General features: G+C 37.6%; 24 protein-coding genes and 1 riboswitch. Of the genes, 7 read left to right on the forward strand and 17 right to left on the reverse strand.

The genetic code is table 11. The annotated features are described in order from the left end of the window. The first annotated feature begins 65 nt into the window (after window positions 1-65). Entirely contained in the window at window positions 66-488 is a 423-nt protein-coding gene (locus tag GMB86_RS01515; protein ID WP_155216125.1) for a TlpA family protein disulfide reductase, read from the forward strand. A gap of 189 nt (window positions 489-677) precedes the next feature. Here the strand turns inward: GMB86_RS01515 and GMB86_RS01520 are convergent, their stop codons facing one another. The 5 genes from GMB86_RS01520 to GMB86_RS01540 all read right to left on the reverse strand — a co-directional run bounded on the left by GMB86_RS01520 (window position 678) and on the right by GMB86_RS01540 (window position 4065). Continuing rightward, entirely contained in the window at window positions 678-1514 is an 837-nt protein-coding gene (locus GMB86_RS01520; protein WP_456243316.1) for an anti-sigma factor domain-containing protein, read from the reverse strand. An 18-nt stretch (window positions 1515-1532) separates the two neighbouring features. Further along, window positions 1533-2303 carry an RNA polymerase sigma-I factor gene (gene sigI / locus GMB86_RS01525; RefSeq protein WP_155216129.1) on the reverse strand — a complete coding sequence of 257 codons (771 nt, stop codon included), beginning with the start codon at window positions 2301-2303 and terminating at the stop codon, window positions 1533-1535. Between the two features lie 346 nt (window positions 2304-2649). Next, window positions 2650-2976, reverse strand: coding sequence for a thioredoxin family protein (locus GMB86_RS01530; RefSeq protein ID WP_155216131.1), 327 nt, complete (start codon window positions 2974-2976; stop codon window positions 2650-2652). A 267-nt stretch (window positions 2977-3243) separates the two neighbouring features. Beyond that, entirely contained in the window at window positions 3244-3627 is a 384-nt protein-coding gene (gene gcvH / locus GMB86_RS01535) for a glycine cleavage system protein GcvH (protein ID WP_155216133.1), read from the reverse strand. Window positions 3628-3705: 78 nt separating this feature from the next. Next, complete coding sequence (locus tag GMB86_RS01540) at window positions 3706-4065, reverse strand: arsenate reductase family protein (RefSeq protein WP_155216135.1); 360 nt, start codon at window positions 4063-4065, stop codon at window positions 3706-3708. A 281-nt stretch (window positions 4066-4346) separates the two neighbouring features. Here GMB86_RS01540 and GMB86_RS01545 point away from each other — a divergent pair, with 281 nt between their 5' ends. Together GMB86_RS01545 and GMB86_RS01550 are read left to right on the forward strand one after the other, a co-directional pair. Beyond that, a complete protein-coding gene (locus GMB86_RS01545) occupies window positions 4347-6305 on the forward strand; it encodes a S9 family peptidase (protein ID WP_155216137.1) in 1959 nt (652 codons plus the stop codon). Between the two features lie 358 nt (window positions 6306-6663). After that, window positions 6664-7566, forward strand: coding sequence for a CAP domain-containing protein (locus tag GMB86_RS01550; RefSeq protein ID WP_155216139.1), 903 nt, complete (start codon window positions 6664-6666; stop codon window positions 7564-7566). 114 nt (window positions 7567-7680) lie between these two features. Here the strand turns inward: GMB86_RS01550 and GMB86_RS01555 are convergent, their stop codons facing one another. Continuing rightward, on the reverse strand, window positions 7681-7869 hold the full coding sequence (locus GMB86_RS01555) for an H-type small acid-soluble spore protein (protein ID WP_230458950.1): 189 nt from the start codon (window positions 7867-7869) through the stop codon (window positions 7681-7683). A 284-nt stretch (window positions 7870-8153) separates the two neighbouring features. Between GMB86_RS01555 and GMB86_RS01560 the strand changes: the two genes are divergently transcribed. The 3 genes from GMB86_RS01560 to GMB86_RS01565 all read left to right on the forward strand — a co-directional run bounded on the left by GMB86_RS01560 (window position 8154) and on the right by GMB86_RS01565 (window position 9710). Continuing rightward, window positions 8154-8609, forward strand: a complete 456-nt coding sequence (locus GMB86_RS01560) for a hypothetical protein (RefSeq protein ID WP_155216143.1) — start codon at window positions 8154-8156, stop codon at window positions 8607-8609. 246 nt (window positions 8610-8855) lie between these two features. Continuing rightward, window positions 8856-8993, forward strand: a complete 138-nt coding sequence (locus tag GMB86_RS15430; RefSeq protein WP_230458951.1) for a hypothetical protein — start codon at window positions 8856-8858, stop codon at window positions 8991-8993. A 63-nt stretch (window positions 8994-9056) separates the two neighbouring features. Further along, a complete protein-coding gene (locus GMB86_RS01565; RefSeq protein WP_155216145.1) occupies window positions 9057-9710 on the forward strand; it encodes a GDSL-type esterase/lipase family protein in 654 nt (217 codons plus the stop codon). 170 nt (window positions 9711-9880) lie between these two features. Here GMB86_RS01565 and GMB86_RS01570 read toward each other — a convergent pair whose 3' ends face one another. The 9 genes from GMB86_RS01570 to GMB86_RS01610 form a co-directional block, all read right to left on the reverse strand. Then, window positions 9881-10111, reverse strand: coding sequence for a hypothetical protein (locus GMB86_RS01570; protein WP_155216146.1), 231 nt, complete (start codon window positions 10109-10111; stop codon window positions 9881-9883). A 22-nt stretch (window positions 10112-10133) separates the two neighbouring features. Next, window positions 10134-11555 carry a dihydropyrimidinase gene (hydA, locus tag GMB86_RS01575; protein WP_155216148.1) on the reverse strand — a complete coding sequence of 474 codons (1422 nt, stop codon included), beginning with the start codon at window positions 11553-11555 and terminating at the stop codon, window positions 10134-10136. A gap of 55 nt (window positions 11556-11610) precedes the next feature. Then, a complete protein-coding gene (gene preA, locus GMB86_RS01580) occupies window positions 11611-12891 on the reverse strand; it encodes an NAD-dependent dihydropyrimidine dehydrogenase subunit PreA (protein WP_155216151.1) in 1281 nt (426 codons plus the stop codon). 141 nt (window positions 12892-13032) lie between these two features. Further along, window positions 13033-14391: an NAD(P)-dependent oxidoreductase gene (locus GMB86_RS01585; RefSeq protein WP_155216153.1), complete on the reverse strand. Its 1359-nt coding sequence runs from the start codon at window positions 14389-14391 to the stop codon at window positions 13033-13035. Window positions 14392-14486: 95 nt separating this feature from the next. Then, window positions 14487-15998 carry an NCS1 family nucleobase:cation symporter-1 gene (locus GMB86_RS01590; RefSeq protein ID WP_155216155.1) on the reverse strand — a complete coding sequence of 504 codons (1512 nt, stop codon included), beginning with the start codon at window positions 15996-15998 and terminating at the stop codon, window positions 14487-14489. Between the two features lie 369 nt (window positions 15999-16367). Continuing rightward, a complete protein-coding gene (locus tag GMB86_RS01595; protein ID WP_155216157.1) occupies window positions 16368-18041 on the reverse strand; it encodes a PucR family transcriptional regulator in 1674 nt (557 codons plus the stop codon). Window positions 18042-18467: 426 nt separating this feature from the next. Beyond that, on the reverse strand, window positions 18468-19808 hold the full coding sequence (locus GMB86_RS01600) for a nucleobase:cation symporter-2 family protein (RefSeq protein ID WP_329602702.1): 1341 nt from the start codon (window positions 19806-19808) through the stop codon (window positions 18468-18470). Window positions 19809-19999: 191 nt separating this feature from the next. Next, on the reverse strand, window positions 20000-20575 hold the full coding sequence (locus GMB86_RS01605; RefSeq protein WP_155216161.1) for a xanthine phosphoribosyltransferase: 576 nt from the start codon (window positions 20573-20575) through the stop codon (window positions 20000-20002). An 84-nt stretch (window positions 20576-20659) separates the two neighbouring features. Beyond that, window positions 20660-20761, reverse strand: a riboswitch (purine riboswitch). 83 nt (window positions 20762-20844) lie between these two features. After that, entirely contained in the window at window positions 20845-21174 is a 330-nt protein-coding gene (locus GMB86_RS01610) for a helix-turn-helix domain-containing protein (RefSeq protein WP_329602703.1), read from the reverse strand. Window positions 21175-21331: 157 nt separating this feature from the next. Here GMB86_RS01610 and GMB86_RS01615 point away from each other — a divergent pair, with 157 nt between their 5' ends. Beyond that, a complete protein-coding gene (locus tag GMB86_RS01615; RefSeq protein ID WP_155216163.1) occupies window positions 21332-22321 on the forward strand; it encodes an asparaginase in 990 nt (329 codons plus the stop codon). A gap of 66 nt (window positions 22322-22387) precedes the next feature. Here GMB86_RS01615 and GMB86_RS01620 read toward each other — a convergent pair whose 3' ends face one another. Together GMB86_RS01620 and GMB86_RS01625 are read right to left on the reverse strand one after the other, a co-directional pair. Continuing rightward, complete coding sequence (locus tag GMB86_RS01620; RefSeq protein WP_155216165.1) at window positions 22388-22840, reverse strand: Dps family protein; 453 nt, start codon at window positions 22838-22840, stop codon at window positions 22388-22390. 344 nt (window positions 22841-23184) lie between these two features. Beyond that, window positions 23185-24681: an aldehyde dehydrogenase family protein gene (locus GMB86_RS01625; RefSeq protein WP_155216167.1), complete on the reverse strand. Its 1497-nt coding sequence runs from the start codon at window positions 24679-24681 to the stop codon at window positions 23185-23187. Window positions 24682-24837 lie beyond the last annotated feature (156 nt).

The following is a 24837-nucleotide window of genomic DNA, read 5'->3' on the forward strand; positions in this document are numbered from 1 at the left end:
TTGTGACTCACTGTCAATTAGTATATTATTAAAATTACTAAAATTTAAAGGAGATGTGAGCTAGCATGTTTGCACCACAGTTTACTCTATTTGAACTACAATCAAGACAAAACGTCTCACTTTCTGACTTTCGAGGCATGCCAGTTATGTTAACTTTTTGGGTTTCATGGTGTCCTGACTGCCAAAGAGATATGCCAAATAAGGTTCAGTTTTATCAATCGTTAGATAAAAATACATTAGCATTTCTCACTGTCAATGTAACAGGTCGTGAACATTCTCCGGAATCAGGTCCACAATTTGTTTATGATCATCAGCTTCCCTTTCCAGTTTTAATCGATCAAGGAAGAGAGCTATATGATGCATTTGGGTGCACTGGCGTTCCAACGACCATCATCTTGGATAAAAACCATGAAATTGCTTATCAATTTGGTGATAAGGCCTCTTTTTATGATATATTACAAGCCCTATCTTCGGTCTTAAATCAGTAAAACAACCCATTGGTTTTTACAGCCTGACCTATCCATGTCCCTTATTAAGCAGCACACTTTACAAACAAGACACGTGTTAAAAATTAACTCGTCTCTTGTTTGTATGGTATTTTGTGCTTTGAATCAGAATGATTTATCCTACTACAAATAAAGTTATAAAAATAATAATAGCTAATACATAGGATTTTCTTATTGAGCTAACGAATAGTTCATCCCATTCTTTTGATCTAATTTGAAACTAGAAGAATCATCTTTCTCTTTTATTTGGAGATTTTCTTGATTCTTTTCTAACGGAGTTCCCATGCTTCTTAATTGTTGAAGCGGGATATTTTTGGCTTGATCAATCGTTATAGTATGATGATTACGCAAGGCATCTAAGTAAAACACATATTTTCCAGTGGAAAGGTGCTGACCTATCGCTTTTTTTCTCTCCTCTAATGATGCATCGTGCATTTGATAGTCATCATAGCCCAGTTTTACGAGTTTTTGTCGATTCGTTTCAAGTATATAAAGTAAATGAGTCTTTATTTTACTTATATCTGATTTACTCGCTGCCTGAGTTAATGTTGTTGTCACCATGAACATCGGATCTTTTTCCAAAGGATTAGATTTCCCCATCTGTGATATAAGCTCAGGAAAAAATGTTTTTAGAGACACATCTTTATCGCTCATATGATTGAGTAAATGTTCTGCTTCCTTATTAAAGGTTCGTGTTTGAATGACATTCAAATTTTTATTTAAACTAATTTCAAGACTCGGAAAAGCATCGATACTAATATAGGCCACCGTATCCTCACGCGTATTCATTCGATTCACCATCATTAATGAAAGACAAACAATCATCGCACTTATAATAAAAAGCGCCATAAGACGTTTCATGTTAATGAGTGAAAGATCATCGTGCAATACCCTTTGACCCACTGATAGATCCACAGTCTTTTTTAATTTAACAGATTTAAAACTTCCATCCTTTGTCAATACGACTGCACATCGTCCATCCTTCGATACAACAATACCTTGATCCAGGGTTCTTCCCCCCTCTCTTTAGGACACTGTTTCCGGTTCGATATAAGATTGCAATGCAGCAAATCCACCGATATAGATTAGCGCTAATGCTATAATATACTTTCGATTCCTCTCAATGGTTTTACGACTGCATCTGACATAAGTTAATAACTCCTGTATTGGTAATCGTTTCTTTTTTTGTAGAAATTGAACCATTTTATCATTGTTAACAAGTATTCTAGCCACAACTTTTGCATTTTCCCTGGCATCAACATGTTTCGGACAATGTTTACTCAATACATTGAATGTAATGCCATATTGTAATAACATTTGCTCATATTCTTCGATTTGAACCATACGTTCTTCAATCTGCTGCTGCTCTTCATAATGACTGATGGCTACTTGTTGTTCAATAAAGCTTTCTTCAAGTCCATTCTCGTCATTACTATCAACGTAATCTAGAAAAATGTGTTTTGCTTGTCTTGTCTCTTTTCTAATAAAGTCAATAATCCGACGTCTTATGACCATATCAGCAAAAGTCAAAAACTTACTTCCTTGACCTTTGCGGTATTGATTCATCGCTTCATTAAATGCGACAAGCCCAATACTAAATTCATCCATTGAACGGTCTATAAAGCGATTGCAGACTTTTGATACTACTTTTTTTATAAAAGGTTGATAGGCTTTAAGAATACGATTTCTAAGTGACTCATCACCTTGTTGGATTTTATATATATTATTTTCAAGTGTTAGGGTTTGACCGCCCTCAACAGTTAATTGATTTTTATTTAATGTATTTAAAGTATTCATGTATACGATTCACCTCTCGCATTTCGTTCTAACTTTGTTATATCACGAATGATGACGTTCTTTAATATTGTGAAATTTTTTTGTTAAGATGACCAAAATTGGGTCATAAAAAGTCATCACGATATCCGCCTATTCCTTTATAACACGAAATAAGAGATTAAAAAGATACAGTTACATAAAAATACAGGTCAAACGTTTAACAAATAAAGCAAAACGATAACAATATTACAGATATTGAATTTTTTATACACATGAATAAATAAGCTGCAATATAGTTGCAACCTTTTTAATGTCAGTTTTGTTGATAAAACTATTTTGACTCTTCGTATAAGGAAGCTCGTGTTTATTAACTTAGACTATTTTTACAAGTGACCGACTTTAGTAATTCATGTAGTTTTGTCACAGATTCAAAAGAGTAGATGACATTTTGAACTTTACGATGATGAAGGATAATTAAACAGGGGACACTTGATACTTTTTCATTCATAACAAAATGTGTCCATTCATTTACACGGCAATAATAAAGTTCTGGTGGCGTTTTTATCGCTTCCATAGCAATCAGAAGCATCCGTTCAGCTAATTGACATGTACCACAAAGTGGTGAAGTAAAAAAAAGGAGGATCAGCTGACCGTGATTAATATTCGGCAATGACTGTTCGTTTAATTCAATCATTCGATGCTCCTTTCCAATTTATAAGGATAAGTTATTACATTTAATTTTATCCAAATTATGGTCGTGATTCAAAATCAAGAAAAGACCATCAGTGGGGGTTTTCTTCATCCCCCACTGATGGTTAGCTGAACCAATTGGACCTTTACGGGCAGTTGATCCCCCTCCTATCTTCTTTGACTACTCAGAATCTTGAGCTGGGGGTCTTTACTTGCCGATAAGACGGGATAAAGCCTGTTAGTTGTCCTAACAGGCATAGAAAGACTTTCTTTATTCTTCACTGATCATTTTCTCATAAGCTTCTGCGTCTAACAATTTTTCCAACTCGGATGGATCTGATGGTTCGAGAATGATCATCCATGCCTTATCATACGGAGATTCATTAACAAATTCGGGTGAATCTTCAAGTTCCTCATTGATTTCAACTACTTTTCCACTTACTGGAGCATAGAGTTCAGAAACCGTTTTAACTGATTCAACACTACCAAATGGTTCATCAGCCTCAAGTTCATCGCCAACTTCTGGTAGTTCAACAAATACAATGTCACCTAACTCATCTTGAGCGAAATCAGTAATTCCGATTCTAACTTTTCCATCTTCTTTTTTTACCCATTCATGCTCTTCTGAATAGATTAACTCTTTAGGTACACCCATCCTTCATTCCTCCGTTTATATGTATTTACATTGTTATCTTATTATAACCATCCGTGTTCATCAAGGCGAATCGTATGATTATTCTTTTTCCCAAGTATGTTTAAATGTCTCCTCATTAAATCCTACAGTCACATGATTTTCATCTGTAACTAAAGGACGTTTGATTAACATCCCATCCGAAGCAAGTATGGATAACAGTTCGTCTTGCGTTGCCTCATTAATTTTATCTTTCAATCCTAACTCACGATATTTCTTCCCACTGGTATTGAAAAACTTTTTAATGGGTAGCCCGCTTCGCTCAACATAAACTTTTAATTCTTCTTTTGAAGGCGGTGAGTCAACGATATGGATATCGTGGTACTCCACTTTCCTGTCATCTAACCATTTCTTTGCTTTTCTTGATGTCCCGCATTTTGGATAGCCATAAAACGTGATCATGACGGTATCCCCTCCCCATTTTCATTCATCTTATAGTATAGACGATTATTTACATGAATACACACATCGTGATTTTCGTCTGATCACCTGTGTGCTTGTTATCTCATCCATTCCTAATCATTACAGAAACATATATAAAACCAATCTAATTCTAAATATTTTTAATATTGTTTTACCGGTGCTATGATTAATAGAAGAAAACGCCCGGATTAGGCAGGCATCTATTTGCCATTACCTATCTTACAAAATTTGAAATCAGATCAATCGAGAGGGGACTTCTCATGACGAAACGTACCATAACGACAAAAGATCTATATTCCTTTAAATATTCAGGTTCACCACGTTTTTCACCTGATGGAAATCATATCGTATATGTTGTCACAACGACTTCAGAAGAGAAGAACGGATACTCTTCTTCTCTCTATCTGTCTCTTAAACAACAACGTCCTATCGCCCTTACCCGCCCATACGCTGATAGGAACATTCAAGATCATTCTCCATTCTGGTCAAAAGACGGCAAATGGATCTATTTTCTCTCTGATCGAGATGAAAATCAGCAAGTATGGCGCATCGCCCCTTCAGGAGGAGAAGCAGAGAAAGTGACCACCTTTGAACATTCAGTTCAAAATTTTGCCTTATCACACGATGGGCATAAATTAGTTTGCCAACTATCTATTCCACACGAAGAGAAGACAGATAATGACGATGTCACGATCGTAACACAACTTCGCTACTTAGCTAATGGAACAGGAATAATACGAAAAAGCCCACAGTTATTTCTTCTCCAATTGACTAAGCCGACTGAAAAGCCAAAAGCTTTAACAAAGGTGGGCGAGCGACTCCATTCAGCCATTTTTTCGGCTGATGATAACGCCATTTTTTACTGCAAAGGGAAATCAAATCCCGAAAAACACGATTATCCATATTCACTCTATGAATATGATCTTCTGACCGATCAAGAAAACACATTATATGATGGAAAAGGCTCAATCTATAATGTCCAACCCTCACCTGATGGACAATATGTGGCTTTTTGTGGGCATGATGATGGTGAGGTGAGTCCACAAAATAATGGAATATGGCTATACTCTCTAACTAAACGAACATGCTCATGTATTACTCAAGAGGAGAAATTCTCCATTGGTCAGTATATTAGTACAGATGCTCGATTTGATAAAGGAAATCCAGATTTTGTTTGGAACGCTAAGAGTGATTCTCTAACGTATCTTGTCACCGTTCATGGAGGGACGTCTTTAAGAACCGTTGATCTTCATGGAAGGATTAGGTCAAATTATGAATCACCGGACGAAGTCATCACATCGTTTGATAGAGTTGGATCGGCTTTTACCTTTATTGCTGAGACTCGTACAACCATAGGCGATCTGTATTTCTTAAAAGATCATCATAAATCACAATTATCCGACCATAATAAACCCCTTTTTGATCAATTAATTATCTCAGAGCCTAAAGCCTTTCATTATAAGAGTGAAGATAATTGGGAAATAGATGGTTGGATGATTTCTCCTCCTCTACTGGATAAAAACAAAAAAGTGCCTGTTGTACTTGAAATTCATGGTGGTCCTGCTTCTGCGTATGGAAATACGTTTTCTCATGAATTTCAATGTCTTGCTTCAGAAGGTTACGCTGTTGTCTATACAAACCCACGGGGCAGCCAAGGTCGTGGTTCAGAATTTACAAGCGCTTGTTATGGAGATTGGGGTAAAAAAGATCGACTAGATATTTTAAATGGGCTAGATTATGCACTAGAACACTTTTCTTGGTGTGATAGAGAGAAGTTGTTTGTAACCGGAGGAAGTTATGGAGGATTTATGACAAATACCATTATTGGACAAACATCTCGTTTCAAGGCTGCTGTAACTCAACGTTGCATTAGCAACCTCTATAGTTTTTTTGGCACGAGTGATATAGGTTACTATTTTGGTTCCCGTGAACTAGGTAACGTTGATTTATGGGAAGATGAGGACAAAATTATGTCATTTTCACCCATTCGCTATGCCAAACAGGTCACCACCCCAACCTGTATAATTCATAGTGAAGAAGATTATCGTTGCCCAATCGAACAAGCAGAGCAATGGTATGTTGCACTTAAACGCCTCGGTGTAGAGACTCGATTTGTTCGAATAAAAGGTGAAAACCATGAATTATCAAGAAGCGGAAAACCAAAAAATCGAATCAGTCGATTACATGAAATCATTAATTGGTTTAATCGTTATGCATAATCTGTCTAAGCGACTTATTAATTAAGTCGCTTATTTCTATGGGTAACCTATTTATGCTTCGGATCATTTACACCACTCTAATGAACCGGGGTGAAAGTCGTATAATACTTGTTTAACCTACTTGACGGTCGATAAAAAAACTTATTGAAGCTTATTTTATACGAATGGGAAAAAATAGGTTAGGTCTTAATCTCTTACATAGCCTTTCTATTATATAGATACTCTTTCAATCTAATTTACATTTGTTTTTTTGGTTAATTAATCCACTTTTTCTAGTAAAATCAGGTAACTTTATTTTTACCCCTATTAACCCTCAAAAACTCCGAAACTTATGAGCACAAGGAGGGGGAAAGACAACATGAATAAAAAACTATTAAGTATCGCATTAACAGCAGGACTTATTTTACCAGGAGTAGCAGCAACACATGCCAACGCAGAAACTAAGCCGGTGAATTATAAAGTTTGTACAGCTTCTGACAAAGTTGTAAAATTCGAAAAGGTCAATCTCCAAGAATTGGTCAAAAAATACAACTTACCTGAGATTGAAAAACTTATCAAAGAACAGCAATCTAAAAAACAAGTAAATAATAATAAAGAAACAGCAACAAACAACAAACAAGCGTCTAACTCAAATTCTACTAATAAAAAACCTGCTGATTCAAATACAGAAAAACCAGCTAAGGTAGCAGAACAACCAACAAACCAAGAGAAGGTAGCACAGCCAACAAATCCAGAGAAGCCAGCAAACTCAGAAAATGTAAGTAAGCCTTCTACTCAGGCACCAGCAGCACCTGAACAACCAGCTTCAAATAATGAAAATAATCCAGCTTCAAATAGTGAAAATAAACCAGCAGAAAATCAAAGTAATTCAGCGCTCAATGCATATGAAAATAAAGTTGTTGAACTTACGAACCAAGAACGTGCGAAGCAAGGTTTAAAACCACTTCAAATTGATACAAAATTATCTAAAATGGCTCGTGACAAATCACAAGACATGAAAGATAAAAATTACTTTGATCACCAATCACCAACATACGGATCACCTTTTGACATGATGAAATCTTATGGTATTTCTTACTCTACAGCAGGAGAAAATATCGCAGCAGGACAAAAAACACCACAAGATGTCGTTAATGCTTGGATGAATAGTGAAGGTCACCGTAAAAATATCATGAACAGTAATTTTACGCATATCGGTGTAGGATATGTTGATGGCGGGGCTAAAGGAAGCTATTGGACACAAGAGTTTATTGGTAAATAAATAAGAATCTTATTTTAAACCTCACATTTTGTGAGGTTTTTTTATTGTTCACACTTATCCTATTTCATAAAGAAATGCCGTAGCAATCTCTTACCGATTGTTACGGCATTCTTTTTAGTGGGTAATTTCTGTTAAGTCCCTTACTAATACTTCTGCTTTGTTTTCTGGATGGTCAAGATAATTAACAATAACCGTGTCTTTCTTTTCGTGAATTTTTTCAAGAAAGACCTTTTCACCATTATATGTTACCGTAATCATTTCGGGCGAAGCAATAATCTTCTTAGCACGTTCAACACTAATCAAAGGGCATCCTCCTTTCCAAGTATCATTCCTATTATTTCTCTTTTTAAAAAAGCGTATACACACACCATTTTCAAATAGAGTAAAAACTTCCATCAGTGGGGATTCTCTTCATCCCCACTGATGGTTAATTGAACCAATCGGACCTTTACGGGCAGTTGATTACCCACCTATCTTCTTTGAATACTCAAAATCTTGGGTGGGGGTCTTTACTTGCCGTTAAGGTGGGGTAAATAAAAATGATAACCTTCGCATAGGATGTAAGTGTAAAGGGGGGACGGACTGCCATGAACAAATCTCGTCGCATTTCTTTTTTGTTTTTGGTCATTTTCCTCATAACCCTTAGTATTCTCATTTTTTATCTCATTAAAACTACTGCAAAGCATGAAGCAATTAATACTGTTAAAGAATTTTATCGAGAAGAGCAAAAAGGAAATTTTGGAACGTCTTGGGATCTGTTTCATCGTTCGATGCACCAGCATTTTACTAAAGATCAATATATTCAAAAACGGGCGCATGTTTTCATGCAAGATTTTGGCTCAAAAAGCTTTGATTTTACAATTGGAGAAGTCGTACATTTAAAGGAATGGTCGTATGATAAAGACGAAAGTCCTATAAAAGATGTATATCAAATATCCGTTAGTTTAACTTTTCATAGCGTTTTTGGTGTTTTTTCATTAGAACAAGACGTCTATGTCGCAAAACAGAAGGATGAGTGGCGTATTCTTTGGGAGTACAAATAGTGGCCCTGACACCTTCCCTACTTCATCCCCATATACTTATAGTGAGTATTCAAAAAGGTGACAAATTAGAAGCAAGAAGATAAGAGCGCGCAGTTCCTGAGGACCGGAATGTAGGTTCTTGCTACATGAGGACCGGCCTTCCACAGGATGTGGTGGCTTTAGGCGCCAGCCACAGGACGTGAGCGATTTTAGTTGAAGATCCTCTTGGCGGGCGCCGAGATTCGTAGCTTATCATTTGGTGACTTTTTGAACAACCACTATAATCGTGTTCAAAAAGGTGACAAATTAGAAGCAAGAAGGTCAAGGCGGCGCTGTTTTGAGGACCGGAATGTAGGTTTTTGCTACATGAGGACCGGAAAAACAAGCCAACGACGAGATTCGTAGCTTATCATTTGGTGACTTTTTGAACAACCTCTAATAGAAATGGGTATGTGGAGGTGAAACCCTATGGTCACGTTACCCTCTTCTCCGCTAAATTATGTTGCCATCGGTGATTCTTTAACTGTTGGTGTTGGTTCTACTATTTTTACTCCAGGTTTTGTGGAACGCTATAAAAAACTAACTGAACAAGCATTAAATAGGCCTCTAGTTGTCGATACTTTTGCCAAAAAAGGGGCCACTTCCTCTCAAATCTATCAAACGTTCGACTTTCCTCCTTTGCAATATGCCTTGCAGCATGCTGAACTTATTACGCTGACCGCTGGAGGTAATGATTTCATTCAAGCAGGTAAACAATTTTTAAGAACGAGGAATATTGGTTTCTTACACCATGCCTTAAACACAAGCATTGCAAATATTAACCGTATGATAATCGTTATTCATCAAATGAAACAGAATCAATATCATCCTGTTATTATTCGAATCTTAAATTTATATAATCCCTTTCCACAAATTCCAGAAATTAATGACTGGATCACTCGATTCAATCAACAGTTATTACTACTTACTAATCCACCCTATATACAAATTGCCGATATCTATCATGCTTTCTTAGGGCATGAACGCGAGCTTTTATTTATTGATCATATTCATCCTAACCCACGCGGTTACGAAGTTATGGCTCAAACGGTTGCCCAACTTGGATTTGGACCGCTTTTGTAAAGTAAAGCAGCCTTTTTAAAAAAGACTGCTTTTTCAATAGAATTTTAGGCTCTATGCTAGCTACACCATAACAGAAAGAAGAGCCCATAGTTAAAATGAAGTTTACAAAATACTAAATCTTACATAAAAAAATTCACCCAGTGCTTACCTGAACACTGGATGAAACTCTGTTAATCAAATCGTTTTTCTTTAGCAACTAGCAAAGTTGTGAAATACTTTCTTGCATCGGCAGATAGAACATGTAAAATTTGTGTTTCGACATTACGATTATCATGATCAATATAATCGAAATGAACATACGCACCACTTAGGTTTTCTTCTATCCCTGTGATTTTGTAGCCTTGTTCTACTAAATTATCGATTCTTTCTTTCTCTTCCATAAACAATTGATGTTCATGCAACTGACCATCACCTCACATAACATTAGGATAAAGTTGTTGGAACGGTATCGATTTCGACTTCGCCTTGGTTAAATTTTTTCCGTTTTAGATATTTTCCGCTTCCTTGTTTACCCACAAATTGTTTGTCTTTAATAACATATTCTCCGCGAACAAGAACAGAAATAGGTTCCCCAACAACCTTCATGCCTTCTAAAGCACTATAGTCCACATTCATATGGTGAGTTTCGGCCGAAATGACTCTCTCTTTATTAGGGTCAAAAAGAACTATATCGGCGTCGCTTCCTACCGCAATGGTTCCTTTTTGTGGGAATAGTCCAAATAACTTAGCCGCTTGAGTCGAAACAATATCCACAAATTGATTTAGTGTAATTCGCCCCTTTTTAACTCCTTCAGAATATAAAACACTAAAGCGATCTTCTATAAACGGTCCACCATTTGGGATTTTTGAAAAGTCGTTTCGACCCAGTTGTTTTTTTCCATTAAAATTAAAGGAACATTGATCGGAACCGAGTGTTTGCAATTGGCCTGCTTTAAGAGCATTCCAAAGGACATCTTGGTTCCATTTTTCACGTAGGGGCGGGGACCAAACATATTTTGCTCCTTCAAAATCAGGTTTCTCGAGATCGGTTTGATCAAGGAGCAAGTATTGCGGGCATGTTTCACCCCAAACTTTATAGCCTTTAGCCCGGGCTTCGGCAATTTTGTTTGCTGCTTCTGCACATGTTACGTGCACCACATACAATTGCGAGTCAGCCATTGCGGCAAGTTCTATCGCACGTCCCGTTGCCTCTCCTTCCGCTTGTGGTGGACGGGTTAACGCATGGTAGATTGGTTCTGTGTGACCTTCAGCAAGAGCTTTTGTGACAAGATAATCGATCACATCTCCATTCTCACAGTGGACCATGACGAGGGCGCCACTTTCTTTTGCTGTAACAAAGGTTTTAAAAAGTGTTTTATCATCGGCCTGGAATTCTTTTTTGTAAGCGAGGAATATTTTCAAAGATGTAATCCCTTCAGAGTCGATAATTTGTGGAAGTTCTTCTAATACAGCATCATTCGCGTCATTGATCATTAAGTGAAAGCCATAATCAATAACCGCTTTATCATCGGCTTTCTCATGCCACGTTTGTACGGCTTCTTTTAATGTTTTATCTGGAGTCGATAGACAAAAATCAACAATGGACGTTGTGCCACCATAGGCCGCTGCAATTGTTCCAGTTTCAAAATCATCGTCCGTCACCGTGTTATTGAAAGGCATATCAAGGTGTGTATGTGGATCTACGCCTCCTGGAAAGACATACATTCCTGTGGCATCGATAACTTCCGCCCCATCACTATTAAGATCGTATCCGATTTGAACAATTTTTTCATCTTCAATTAAAATATCCGCCTCAAATTTATCCGTAGCTGTAACGATTGTTCCATTTGTGATTATTTTCTTCATTTTCTTTCCTCCCTAATTTATAGATCTACTTATCTAAAATTAACGATTGACTTCCTCAACTCACTGTTTCTTCGCCAATGGTCATTTTCCCCAATAAGCTTTGACGCTCATTCCAAGTCATTTCAACTTCGCTCGGATATTCGATCATATCAATGGCTCCATCAACTGGACAAACGATGGAACAAAGATTACATCCCACACAATCATCTTCACGTACTTTTAAATAACTTTTTCCATTTGCATCAAGAAGTCGATCGATACACTGATGGGACGTATCCTCACAGGAAATATAGCACTTATTACAGTTAATACATTTATCAGGATTGATGCGTGCAGCGACTTTATAATTCAAATCAAGATCTCCCCAGTTTTGATACTTACTAACTGTTTGACCTACTAGATCCATCGCTCGCGCTAATCCTTTTTCATCTAAGTAATTGTTTAATCCGTCAATCATATCTTCAACAATTCGGAATCCATGATGCATCGCTGCTGTACAAACTTGTACGTTTGTCGAACCCATTAGCATGAACTCTATGGCATCTTGCCAATTCGATATACCACCAATTCCAGATATCGGAACGTTTATTTCTGGATGCCGAGCACATTCAGCGACCATATTCAATGCAATGGGTTTCACTGCTGGGCCGCAATATCCTCCATGTGTCCCCTTTCCACTGACATGTGGGATGGTATTCCAAGAATGGATATCCACTCCCATTAAACTATTAATGGTATTAATGAGACTGATAGAGTCAGCTCCGCCCTGCACTGCTGCATAAGCCGTTGCGGTGACGTCCGTTATATTTGGCGTTAATTTTACAATAACAGGCGTCTCCGCCACTTCTTTCACCCAATGGGTTTGTTTTTCCACAAGCTCTGGAACCTGACCAGATGCTGACCCCATACCTCTTTCAGCCATACCATGAGGACAACCAAAGTTAAGTTCTAAACCATCTACTCCAATGGCTTCTACCTTTTTCACTATTTCGTGCCATTTTTCTTGTTTTGGTTCAACCATTAAAGAGGCAACAATGGCATGATTGGGAAACTTCTTCTTCGTTTCATAGATTTCTTTTAAGTTCACTTCGAGCGGTCGATCCGTAATCAATTCAATATTATTAAAACCGGCTACTTTTTGACCATTAAAGGTACTTGCTGAAAAACGAGATGATACATTAATGACAGGATCCCCTAGTGTTTTCCATACAGCTCCACCCCAACCCGCTTCAAAAGCCCGTTGAACTTGATAACCCGAGTTTGTAGGCGGAGCAGATGCTAACCAGAATGGATTCGGTGACTTTATGCCTGCGAGATTAACTGATAAATCTGCCATCAGCATGCCTCCTCTATTTAGATTGCACAGGTACTTAAATAACTTATTTCCAACGTTTCACTTTGTTATCTACTAAGGCGACCTGTACATACAACAACCTCCTATAATAACAACTAAAATGATAGAGTCGGCTAAAAAACATTAGCAAGATAATTTTTTGTCTATGGCATACGCTGCACGTTTTCCTTGTTCAGCAGCACTGACAACCATGGCATCCCCATACTCTGTACTACCATATACCACATCACCCGCTGCAAAAATTTGAGCACTCGATGTTTGGTAGGTATCAGCATTTAGTTGTAAGACTCCTGAATCATGATTCAAGCCGAATGCGTTAAGAAGGTCAAGATGCCTTGACTGTCCAATCGCTCTCACTACAATATCAACATCCATTAAAAATGAAGAATCTTCAATAGGGACAGGTCGCCTTCTTCCAGATTGATCCGGTTGACCCAACATCATCTGAACACACTCTAATTGCCTAACATGTCCAGACTCATCTCCAATGATTTTCGTTGGTTGAGTTAACCATCTAAATTCAACGCCGTCTTGTTTGGCAAATTCAAATTCAAATGGATAAGCCGTCATCTCTTCTTCTGTTCTTCGATAGATAATCTTGACGTTACGTGCACCTGACCGAATGAGACACGTCGCAGCATCAATGGCCGTATTCCCTGCTCCAATGACAACGGCGCGTTTTCCAATAAACTGTTCTGTTAAGGCTTTTGTTTTTGTGTTTTCAACAAATTGAATAGCATCATAGACACCTGTTAGATCCTCACCCTCTATTCCTAGTTTAGGAACTTGACCCATACCTACCGTAACAAGAACGGCATCAAAGTCATTCTTTAATGTTTCAGGAGAAATATCTTTACCAACCGTACAGTTTGTCCGTATGTCAACCCCTAACTTTTCTACTTGCTCAACTTCCCAAAGCGAGACGGATTGAGGTAGTCGAAAGGATACGATGCCATATGTATCTAAACCACCTGCTTTTTCCTTAGCTTCAAAAATCGTTACTTCATGTCCTAATCTTCTTAGCTCCCGTGCTGCAGAAAGACCCGCTGGTCCACCACCTACAATGGCTACTTTTGTATTTTTAGGAACACCTGGTTCAAAAAGATCCACTTCATGTTCCATTGCCCAATTTGTCGCATGACGCTGTAAGTCACCAATACGAATCGGCATGGACACATCATTTAACACACAGGCACCTTCGCATAACTCACTAGTAGGGCAAACACGTGAACAGGTCGCTCCAACAGGGTTTGCATCCAAGATATCACGTGCGGAGCCTTTTAAATTTCCAGTCGCTATTTTTTTAATAAAAGAAGGGACATCAATACCTGTCGGACAAGCATTCATACAAGGTGCATCATAGCAATATAAGCAGCGATTAGCCTCATCAATGGCTTCTTTCGGTTTCATGTCCTCTTTTACTTCAAAAAAGTTACGCTTTAAATCGACAGCTGTTAATTGTTCGCTTTCCGCACTTTTCAAATAATCTCCTCCCACTACCTAAAATGACTTATTTTAATGAGGTGGTGGATGAAGCAGCCACCACCTTGTGACTAGACGACTAGACCTTTTCTTAACTACAGAGTAGCTGCACTTTCATCTTTGCTCTTTGGATCTGTAAACATGGTGATGGACTCGTACTCTCCTGGTTTCAATAAACTACTATCATTTCGCATGAGATACGTATAAACAGCGATGGCAATAAATAAACCAAAGGTCCAAGCATTATCCCATAGGAACCGAAGTCCAGGAGTGAAGTAACCAATAACAGGGATTAATATGCCAACAACTAAAGCAATAATACTATTCTTATTGAATCCTGATGAGTAATTGTACCGTCCATTGGGTTGATACAACTCTTGAAGAGCTAAATGTCTGCGTCTTACAATCCAATAATCAGCTATAGCGATACCATCAATCGGCCCAAGCAAAGCACCGTAGACCCCTAACCAACCAAAGATGTAGTTACCAAAGTTAGACATGATATACCAAGGTTGCATCAAGATGGCAAATAGTCCAGTAATAATCACACCGATCCCAAACGTAATGCGGCGAGGATAAATATTTTCAGCCGCCCTTGCTGGGGCAACTAAGTTAGCACCTACATTGATCGTCACTGACGCAATAACAATAATGATGGTTCCTAATAAAATCACAAACGGTGGAAATTTAGCTAATAAAGTCACGGGATCCCATAAAGCTTCACCGAAAATAACCACAGTCGCTGAAGTTACGAAAATACTAATAAAAGAGAAGAGTGTCATGGTCAAAGGCAGAGCAACACTTTGTCCAATCATTTGTGATTTTTGACTTTTCGCTTGACGAGCAAAATCCGGAATATTTAAGGCGAGAGTTGCCCAAAATGCAATAACCCCCGTTAAAGATGGGAAGAAGATTTTAAGGAATTCCCCTGCACTATGAAATTTACTTGGCTCAGTAACAATAGGACCAAATCCACCGCTAACATGCGTCATCGCCCAAATAAAAAGAATAATAGCTGAAATTCCAACAATCGGGCTTGCAATAATTCCGAGGACTTTAATAGCTTCTGGACCTCTATAGCCAATGGCTACATTAAGTAACCAGAAAAAAGCAAAAACAATAGCCGTATGTCCCGGTACATTTTCCCAACCCATTGAAGAAGAAAGTAACGTATCTATCGCCGTTGTTCCAATCCATGTATTAATACCAAACCATCCAGCGGATACAATTGCACGCGCCATGGTAGGAATATGGGCTCCTTTAGAACCAAACCACATTCTTGCAAATACAGGATATGGAATACCAAACTTCGTTCCTGCATGAGAGTTTAATAGAATAGGAATAAGAACAATAATATTACCAAGAAAAATGGTTAGAATGGCCTGCCACCAGTTCATGCCTAAGGAGATCATGCCACTCGCCATGGTATAAGAAGGGATACACAAACACATTCCAATCCAAAGCGTTGAAAAGTTCATGCCTGACCAAGAATGTTCTTTCTTCGTTGTCGGTCTCAAGTCTTCATTCCACATTTTACTTGACTCCAACTGGGCTGCAGCTTGGTTAGTTAACGTTACAATCCCATTTTCCTCAATTTGTGTTTTCATACGCAGACCTTCCTTCTCCAATTTACTTTGTTATAAAAATAAACGTGCACCTAAACTCAAGGTGTTCCCAAAATGGCGGTTTGTTCATCGTTTAACATAAATACATGTCATATTATCTTACTTTCTTCTAAAACATTATCAAGTATGAACCGAATCCCTTCCTTTCCGTTACTATTTTGTTTCTATGTACGTTACATTTTATAACATGAGAATTGGAATAGCATTTTACAAAATGTAAGTTTTTATCTTAGTTAATTTTATGTTTTGTAAAATTATAATATTTAGAATTTATTTATTATTGTAACTTCTATTAAGAGTATTTGTCAAAAAAACAGCATAGAACCCTCCATTCTATACCGTTTCTCTATTTCAATTTATTTGTGCCATAATTTGTGACAGCTGATGGGCGCGAATTGCAAATTCAATGGAAAGTCGCCTTTCCGTATTCATAAAGTCTCCTCCAAGTAATTCTTCAATCTTCTGAAGACGATGATAGAGCGTTTGTCTTACAACATAAAGTCGCTTAGCAGCTTCTTGTTTTGAACCCCCACAGTCTAAGTAAACCTTTAATGTTTGCAGAAGATTAGAACCCTTATCTTCATCATAAGCAAGGATGGCTCCTATGTAGTCATTAATAAAACTATCCATTTTATGTTCGCCTTGCATCATAAACAATAACCGAGCGACTCCAATGTCATCGTAGAAATAAGAATGTTCTCGCGTCTCTTCTCTTAACTTGAGTTTTTCCATATTGATAACAATCTGTGATTCCTTAAATCCAAGATGACTATCTAATAATTGATGTCTTTCTCTCCCAATACCAATAATAAGCGTTGTTCTATCTCTTCGCTTGCGCAAAAATCGTTCTATTATCTGATCGAGTGTACTCTTTAGGTGGTGTTTAAAATCGACATTTGAATTCTTTGTCATCACAATAACTATGATCTGGTTATTTTCCGTTGTTATGAGAAGTTGAAAACCATTTTCTTCAAATATCGTTCGTGTTAATAAGGAGATATAAATACGAAGCGATTCCTCTTCCTCCATGACTTTACCTTTTTTAAGATCGACCATCTCAATTACGCACACGCGAAAGCGAACACGCCCTTTTATGTCTAACCCGAGTCTTGCTTCCATTTGTCTTTGATCAATGGGCCGCTCATGAATGAGATCTTTTATCCACAATTGTTCATTGTGCAACTGTTTTTCTTCTACATATTTAATCCGAATGTTCTCTTGAGCAATACATAAAACAGCCCGTCCCATCACCAAAGTATCAAACTCAGAGGGTTTTTGCTGACCTACATTCATGCAAAGATAAGCCCATGTTTGTCCCATCGCTACAATGGCTTGTAAAATAAAAGTATTCTTATCCTCAGTCCATATAATAGGCTCACCATGTTTTAATTTTTGTCTATTCGTAGATAAAGCGATTTGCTTTCCTATCTGTTCTGTCATCTTATGACAAACGCTTTGTTTAAGTAATGGAATACTTGTCTCTCTTCCTTCATATGGAAGATAAAAAATTTGATGATTCAACCGTTTTTGAAGCAATTTCAAGATATTGTAAAGACCTGTGGTAGAGGAAAGGGTGAGTTGATGGAATTCTTTTGAGATTAATTCAAGTTGTTGCAACGTACGATAATGCGTATTGATTAAAAAAGTATGCAAATCCTGTGTAATTTCGATAAATTTGACTCTTTCTTCAAAAACAATGATGGGAAAATCGTTTTCATCAGCAATAGATATCAGATCTTCAGACACACGTGGAAATGAAGGACCCAATTCTATGCATAGACAGCTGGCCCCATGCTGAATGAGTGTTCGTAAAAAGTCTAATCGTTCCGAGTCCTTGTTGAACCCCACTCCGGTTGTCAAAATCAATTCTTCGCCGTTAATCAGTTGATCCATATCTAGAGTTTCAAGAACATGTGCCCAACGAACCCGACGACATACCCCATTCTCACTTGTCACTAATTTTGCCTTAGAAAAACAGGGTCTATTTAGAGCAGCTCTAACCGTTAAATTTACATCTGCATTCATTAATCCCACCACCCTTATCGTTTTCTATGTACTTTGGTAAAAGAATCTACCTCTTTTTAACGTAGAGTTTCTCTGAGTAATTTTACATTTTGTCTATTTCCTTAATAATAAACTTTATATTAACTAAATTAAAGAATTTTCTCAATATATTCAATACTTATTATACCAATGTATATTCGTTTCACTACATTCATATAACACACAAAAACCACAGCTTATAAAAGCTGTGGTAGATTTCATTAAATATTTACCCCGCCTTAACGGCAAGTAAAGACCCCCACCTCAAGATTCTGAGTATTCAAAGAAGATAGGTGGGGGATCAACTGCCCGTAAAGGCCCGATTGGTTCAGCTAACCATCAGTGGGGATGAAGAAAACCCCCACTGATGGAAGTTTCACTTTATTTTATGACCATGTTCTCAATCTATTATTTATGATTAGGCTCTATTGAAGCCGCAACTTTGTCATTTGCTCTATCGATCTCTTCATGTGATTTTTTCTTTCCAAGGATATTAAAAACCACATTTAAAATGACTGCTGTTAAACTCCCCGCAACAATACCATTGCTCGTTATGATCTGAATACTTACAGGCAGTTTTGCAAAAAGAGCAGGTTGAACCGTTACTCCAAGACCGAGACCAATCGAACAAGCAATTATAAGCAAGTTTTCATTTTTAGTAAAATCGACCCTACTTAACATACGAACGCCAGAAGCCACAACCATACCAAACATGGCAATCATAGCCCCGCCAATAACAGCACTTGGAATTAAGATGGTTAAGGCACTAATTTTAGGAATAAACCCTAAAATAATCAGAATAAAACCACAAACATAAATGACACGTCTTGATTTGACTTTTGTCATTTGAACTAACCCAACGTTTTGAGAGAATGTCGTATAGGGGAAGGCATTGAATAGACCACCAACAACAACGGCTAAGCCTTCGGAACGGTACCCTCTCGATAAGGCTTTTTTATCAATAGGTTCCTCGCAGATTTCGCTTAGTGCAAAGAAAACACCCGTTGATTCAATTAAACTAACAATGGCAACAATCGTCATTGTAATAATGGCATCCACATGAAAGGTTGGATAACCAAAACCAAATGGTTTTAACCCTTGAATCCACTGGGCTTGGGTTACGGAATTCAAATCAACCATACCCATAAACGCTGCAACAACAGTTCCAATAATGATCCCCAATAATATCGAAATGGAACGCATAAATCCAGTGAATAATCGATTAAGAATAATAATGATTGCTAAAACACCAAAAGATAAAATTAGATTTTTTACACTTCCAAATTCGGGTGAACCTTGTCCCCCGCCCATATTATTAATAGCAACTGGAATGAGTGTCACGCCGATAACGGTAACAACCGTCCCCATAACAACGGGTGGAAATATTTTAACCACGCGACTAAAGAACGGAGCAATAATAAGAACAATGAGACCCGATACAAGAATAGCTCCACAAATTCCAGCCATGCCATAGTGTTTACCAATAGCAATCATCGGCGAAACGGCCGTGAATGTACATCCCAAGACAACGGGTAATCCAATTCCAAAATAGCGAGTTTTCCATACTTGTAATAACGTCGCAATACCACTAGCCGCTAAATCAATCGATACAAGATAAGCCAAGTGTTTCTGATCCATCCCCATCGCAGCGCCAACAATTAACGGAATAAGTACGGCTCCCGCATACATCGCAAGAACATGCTGTATACCAAGTGACAGTGTTTTACCTGCTGTTTGTTTTCCTTGCACTTTTAAAAACCTCATTTCGTAGTTTTATCCCGCCTTAACGGCAAGTAAAGACCCCCACCTCAGGATTCTGAGTATTCAAAGAAGATAGGTGGGATCAACTGCCCGTAAAGGTCCGATTGGTTTGAATTTTGTACTTCCTCAAAGTATTGTCTGAGTAATTTTTAGAACAATATCAAAGGTGTTTTCCCTTCTTATTCTTGTAAAAATTCGACTCCCGTCTCGCTTAAAGAGGCAATTCGTGCAAGAGAATAAATAGGATAATCTAGTTGATCGAGTCGTTTTCTTCCATCTTGAAATGATTTTTCGATCACAATTCCGATCCCAGAAATCGTGGCATCTGCTTGTTTAACAAGATCGATGAGACCCATAACAGCTTCTCCCTTAGCTAAGAAGTCATCAATAATAAGTATGCGATCATCCGCATTAATGAAATCAGCCGACAGGTAGATCTTATTTGTCTCCTCTTTTGTATAAGAATGGACGACAGCCGTATAAGATCCTTTTCCAAGTGTTAACGATGGTTTCTTCCGAGCAAAGATAACAGGAACACCAAGTTTAAGTCCAGTCATGACGGCTGGTGCAATACCAGAAGATTCAAGAGTCACGATTTTTGTTATCCCCGCTTCTTTAAATCGTTCAGTAAATGCCTCACCGATCGCATCCATTAATACGGGATCAATTTGATGGTTAAGAAATCGATCAACTTTCAAAACGTGCCCATCTATGATGATGCCTTCTTCTCTAATTCGTTGCTCTAGTAATTCCATAAAATAAAAACCCTTTCCCTGCTTAGATACACAAAAACACTCCCATTCTATGAGTGAGAGTGTTCGTGCATGAAACAACACATATACATATGCAATCTCACTCGTAGTCGAATGTTTTTCGGTCATTTGGTAGAAACTTGCAGGCCGTATTCCTGCAATTATACGAGTAGCTATAATTTTTTTACAATTGTTAACAAACCAAGTATAATATAAAACTAGCAAAGAGCCAATATGAAATATCTGTAAAATAGTGCAAATTATATTTTTAATTATCTCAATTTCTTTTTTATGTCTCTTTTCGCTCGAATAAAGGCAACAAATTCATCACATTCTTCCTGATCCAAAACCATATGATCGATTGAAATCTTTTGTTTTCCTTGGAGTAACCGATCCGTTATATCGATGGTATGTTCTCTTGCTAGTAGATAATCTATTGAAACATCAAATAGGTTTGCGATTTGAATGAGGGCATGCAGGGGAGGTCGGCGATATCCAGATTCGTAGCCAGCATAAGTACTTTTGGCTATTCCTAATTTATCGGCTATATCTTGCAATGACCAGTCACGAGACTTTCTGAGTTCTTCCAAATTCTTAAGCACTTTTTGGCCTCCTATGAACTGTATTATAACATGATTTATTTACTCCTAAACTAAAAATTGTGCTCAATACGCGAACGATTATTGATTACTTATCGATAATGAGCGTATAATTAATAAAATAAAGACACAATTTGCGAACAACGAAGTGAGGTTAATCATGAAAAAAATTCTTTTACTAGCTACAGGCGGTACCATTGCTTCGGTCACAAGTGATGAGGGTCTAGTTCCCGGGTTATCCGCAGAAGAACTTCTTCATTACTCTCAATCTCCCCTGGATGTGACATGCCACATTCTAATGAACCGAGATAGTACGAATATGCAGCCAGAAAACTGGATCCAAATCGCTGATGCTATCACTAAGCATTATAACGAGTTTGATAGTTTCATTGTGACGCATGGAACAGATACTCTGGCCTTTACAGCAGCAGCCTTGTCTTATATGCTTCAAGGATTAGATAAGCCTGTTATTTTGACTGGTTCACAGGTGCCGATTAGTTTTAAGAAGACAGATGCCAAGAAGAATGTTCAGGACGCACTTCGTTTTTCACAGGAAGATATCGGCGGCGTCTTTGTGGTATTCGATGGCCGTGTCATTATCGGTACACGGGCCGTGAAAATGAGAACGAAAAGCTATGATGCTTTTGAAAGCATTAACCATCCTTATGTTGCTGAGATTAAGGGACAATCTATCGAATACTATTGGACTCCTGAAAAACCAACGGAAGCTTTCCATCCTGTGACAAATCTATGTACAGACATATTTTTAATCAAACTTTTCCCTGGAATGAATCCAGACATTTTTGATTTTATAAAAGAACATTATAAAGGGGTCATCATTGAAAGCTTTGGTAATGGGGGATTGCCTTTTGAAGGACGAAATCTTCTTCCTAAGATAAAAGAATTAACTGAAGCGGGCATTGTCGTTTTAATATCGACACAGTGTCTGGAGGAAGGCCAAGATATTTACCTATATGAAGTTGGAAGAAAAGTCACAAATTATAACATTCTTGTTTCTGGAGATATGAATACAGAGGCTATTGTTCCCAAACTCATGTGGACACTTGGACAAACCGATGATTTTAAAAAAGTGAAGGAAATCATAGAAAAACCAATCTGTTGGGATCTTTCTCCAGATTGGGAAGGGTAAAATAGTTAAAAACCTAGTACATTCTTGTACTAGGTTTTTTCGATTGGTTATATTGATGACTATTTTTTATCCAAGATACGCTTGAAGCATCCAAACATGTTTCTCTAAACTACCTTTAAGACCAATAAATAAATCTTGAGTAACATCATCCCCAGCTTCTGCAGCCGAGTTAATAGATTCTCCAAGTTCTCTACTTAGTAAAGTATAATCATTGATCAATTCTTTAACGAATTCATCCGCCTCTCGATTAACATCTGTCGATTCTTGCAAGCTAGCGTGTTCAAGATATTCTTTTAATGTAGAGTATGGAGAACCTCCGATCGTTAACAGACGTTCCGCTAAGTCATCAAATGCTGCTGTTGTTTCATCATACAATTCTTCAAATTTTGCATGTAACGTAAAGAATTGAGGACCTTTCACATACCAATGAAATTGATGCAATTTGATATAAAGCACGCCGAAATTGGCCACTTGTTTGTTCAATAATTCTTTAACATCTACCGTTTGTGTTGTTGCCATAATGATCGCCCCTTTTTTAAAAAAAATATATGTTATCTCCACTTATTATTATACGGGAATCCCACATTAAATCAAGTATTATTTTATAATAATTATAATTTATTTTTTAAAATTAAAAAGTAAACCGTGACATATATCACTAATTTTTTAGGTTTTTGTTTTTATACTGGTTAATTATTATCAATTAAAATTTATAAATGATAATAAATATTGGCTTTGATAATAAATTATGTTGATAAACACTATTTTTGACATAGCCAAAATAAAAAACTGTGCATCAAAGACTAGATTAATAATCTTTGACACACAGTTTGGTTATTTCGATATTAAGTTTTTTATTGAGGTTAATACAATCCTTCTTTTTCTTCTTTTAAACTAATGTAAATACTTTTCGTTTGTGTATAGGCGTCTAGCACGCTTTTATATGTTTCACGTCCTATACCAGATTTTTTATATCCACCAAAAGGAACACCAGCTGGCAGTTGATTATACGTATTTACCCACATACGTCCCGTTTCAACCGCACGTGCGACGCGAAGGGCTGTATTGATGTCGCGTGACCAAACCGCCCCACCTAATCCGTACTCTGAATCATTGGCTAACTTGATGACTTCTTCTTCTGTTTTGAATTTAATAACCGTAGCCACTGGACCAAAGATTTCTTCTTGAGCAATACGCATGTCATTTGTCGCATCTGCTAGAATGGTAGGTTCCATAAATACGCCGTCTGCCAAATCTTTTGTTTTCAATTGGCAGCCACCTGTAACGAGTGTTGCTCCTTCTTCTTGACCAATGGTGACGTATTCCAAGATTTTCTCAAGTTGTCGTTTGTTCACTTGAGCACCCATTTGTACGCCATCTTCCCAAGGAAGGCCCACTTTAACTTTTTGGAAGGCTTGTTTTAATTCGCTTACAAATTTATCATAAATACCTTCTTGAACGAAAATTCGTGATCCTGCACAGCAAACTTGACCTTGGTTAAACAAAATACCTAATTGAGCTCCTTCGATCGCTCTCTCCCATGGAGCGTCATCGAAGAAGATGTTTGCTGATTTTCCACCAAGTTCCAAGGTTGAAGGGATAATGCGTTTAGCCGCTTCAATACCTACTTCACGGCCAATGGCTGTTGATCCTGTAAAAGCAAGTTTACTAAATCCTTCATGTTTCAACATGTAATCACCAGAATCAGAACCTCGACCAGTGATAACGTTTACAACTCCAGCTGGTAAAACTTGATCTAAAAGTTTCGCTAATTCTAAAATACTGAGTGATGTAGCTGAAGATGGATGTATAACAACCGTATTACCAGCAGCGATAGCAGGAGCTATTTTCCAAGCTGCCATAAGTAAAGGAAAGTTCCAAGGAACGATTTGTCCAACGACTCCAAGAGGTTCTTTTAATGTAAGGGTCAACGTATCATCATCAAGATCTTTTGCAGTGCCTTCTTCAGATCGAATAACACCTGCAAAATAGCGGAAATGGTCACTGCTAGCAGGAACATCTACATTCATTGTTTCTCGAAGCGATTTCCCGTTGTCTAATGTTTCTACCAATGCCAAGTGTTCTGCATTTTCATCGATCAAGTCTGCAATTTTAAGAAGGAGACGGCTTTTTTCTTGAACACTGACTTTTTTCCAAGATTGGAATGCTTTTGTCGCTGCTTCCACAGCCGCGTCAACATCAGCATGACTTGCGTCGACGAATTCGGAAAGTTTTTCACCTGTACTAGGATTGTAGCTAGCTAATTTTTTACCTTCTGAACCTTCAACCCATTTACCGTTGATATAAAGTTTGTACTCTGTATCCACGGCATTTTCAATCGTATCGACAAGTTTGCTCATTGTAAAACCTACCCTTCGGATTATAATTATTTGGAAAAATTGACTACATATATATTGTAGTACTTAAAATTAAAAACAGAAATGAAAACGCTTTATTTTTTTATAAAATTTTTTTGGAAATGCTTAGCCAGTCGTTTTAGTCAACTTGATCATGAC

This window comes from Terrilactibacillus tamarindi (genome assembly GCF_009718825.1).
Taxonomy (GTDB): Bacteria; Bacillota; Bacilli; order Bacillales; family Sporolactobacillaceae; genus Terrilactibacillus; species Terrilactibacillus tamarindi.

Bases quoted from the DNA above. Each gene is read 5' to 3' on its own strand.
- GMB86_RS01550 (WP_155216139.1), top strand. From the start codon at position 6,664: ATGAATAAAAAACTATTAAGTATCGCATTAACAGCAGGACTTATTTTA.
- GMB86_RS01595 (WP_155216157.1), bottom strand. From the start codon at position 18,041: ATGAATGCAGATGTAAATTTAACGGTTAGAGCTGCTCTAAATAGACCC.
- GMB86_RS01515 (WP_155216125.1), top strand. From the start codon at position 66: ATGTTTGCACCACAGTTTACTCTATTTGAACTACAATCAAGACAAAAC.
- GMB86_RS01590 (WP_155216155.1), bottom strand. From the start codon at position 15,998: ATGAAAACACAAATTGAGGAAAATGGGATTGTAACGTTAACTAACCAA.
- GMB86_RS01565 (WP_155216145.1), top strand. From the start codon at position 9,057: ATGGTCACGTTACCCTCTTCTCCGCTAAATTATGTTGCCATCGGTGAT.
- GMB86_RS01615 (WP_155216163.1), top strand. From the start codon at position 21,332: ATGAAAAAAATTCTTTTACTAGCTACAGGCGGTACCATTGCTTCGGTC.
- gcvH (WP_155216133.1), bottom strand. From the start codon at position 3,627: ATGGGTGTACCTAAAGAGTTAATCTATTCAGAAGAGCATGAATGGGTA.
- preA (WP_155216151.1), bottom strand. From the start codon at position 12,891: ATGGCAGATTTATCAGTTAATCTCGCAGGCATAAAGTCACCGAATCCA.
- hydA (WP_155216148.1), bottom strand. From the start codon at position 11,555: ATGAAGAAAATAATCACAAATGGAACAATCGTTACAGCTACGGATAAA.
- GMB86_RS01605 (WP_155216161.1), bottom strand. From the start codon at position 20,575: ATGGAATTACTAGAGCAACGAATTAGAGAAGAAGGCATCATCATAGAT.
- GMB86_RS01560 (WP_155216143.1), top strand. From the start codon at position 8,154: ATGAACAAATCTCGTCGCATTTCTTTTTTGTTTTTGGTCATTTTCCTC.
- GMB86_RS01540 (WP_155216135.1), bottom strand. From the start codon at position 4,065: ATGATCACGTTTTATGGCTATCCAAAATGCGGGACATCAAGAAAAGCA.
- sigI (WP_155216129.1), bottom strand. From the start codon at position 2,303: ATGAATACTTTAAATACATTAAATAAAAATCAATTAACTGTTGAGGGC.
- GMB86_RS01620 (WP_155216165.1), bottom strand. From the start codon at position 22,840: ATGGCAACAACACAAACGGTAGATGTTAAAGAATTATTGAACAAACAA.
- GMB86_RS01545 (WP_155216137.1), top strand. From the start codon at position 4,347: ATGACGAAACGTACCATAACGACAAAAGATCTATATTCCTTTAAATAT.
- GMB86_RS01625 (WP_155216167.1), bottom strand. From the start codon at position 24,681: ATGAGCAAACTTGTCGATACGATTGAAAATGCCGTGGATACAGAGTAC.
- GMB86_RS01530 (WP_155216131.1), bottom strand. From the start codon at position 2,976: ATGATTGAATTAAACGAACAGTCATTGCCGAATATTAATCACGGTCAG.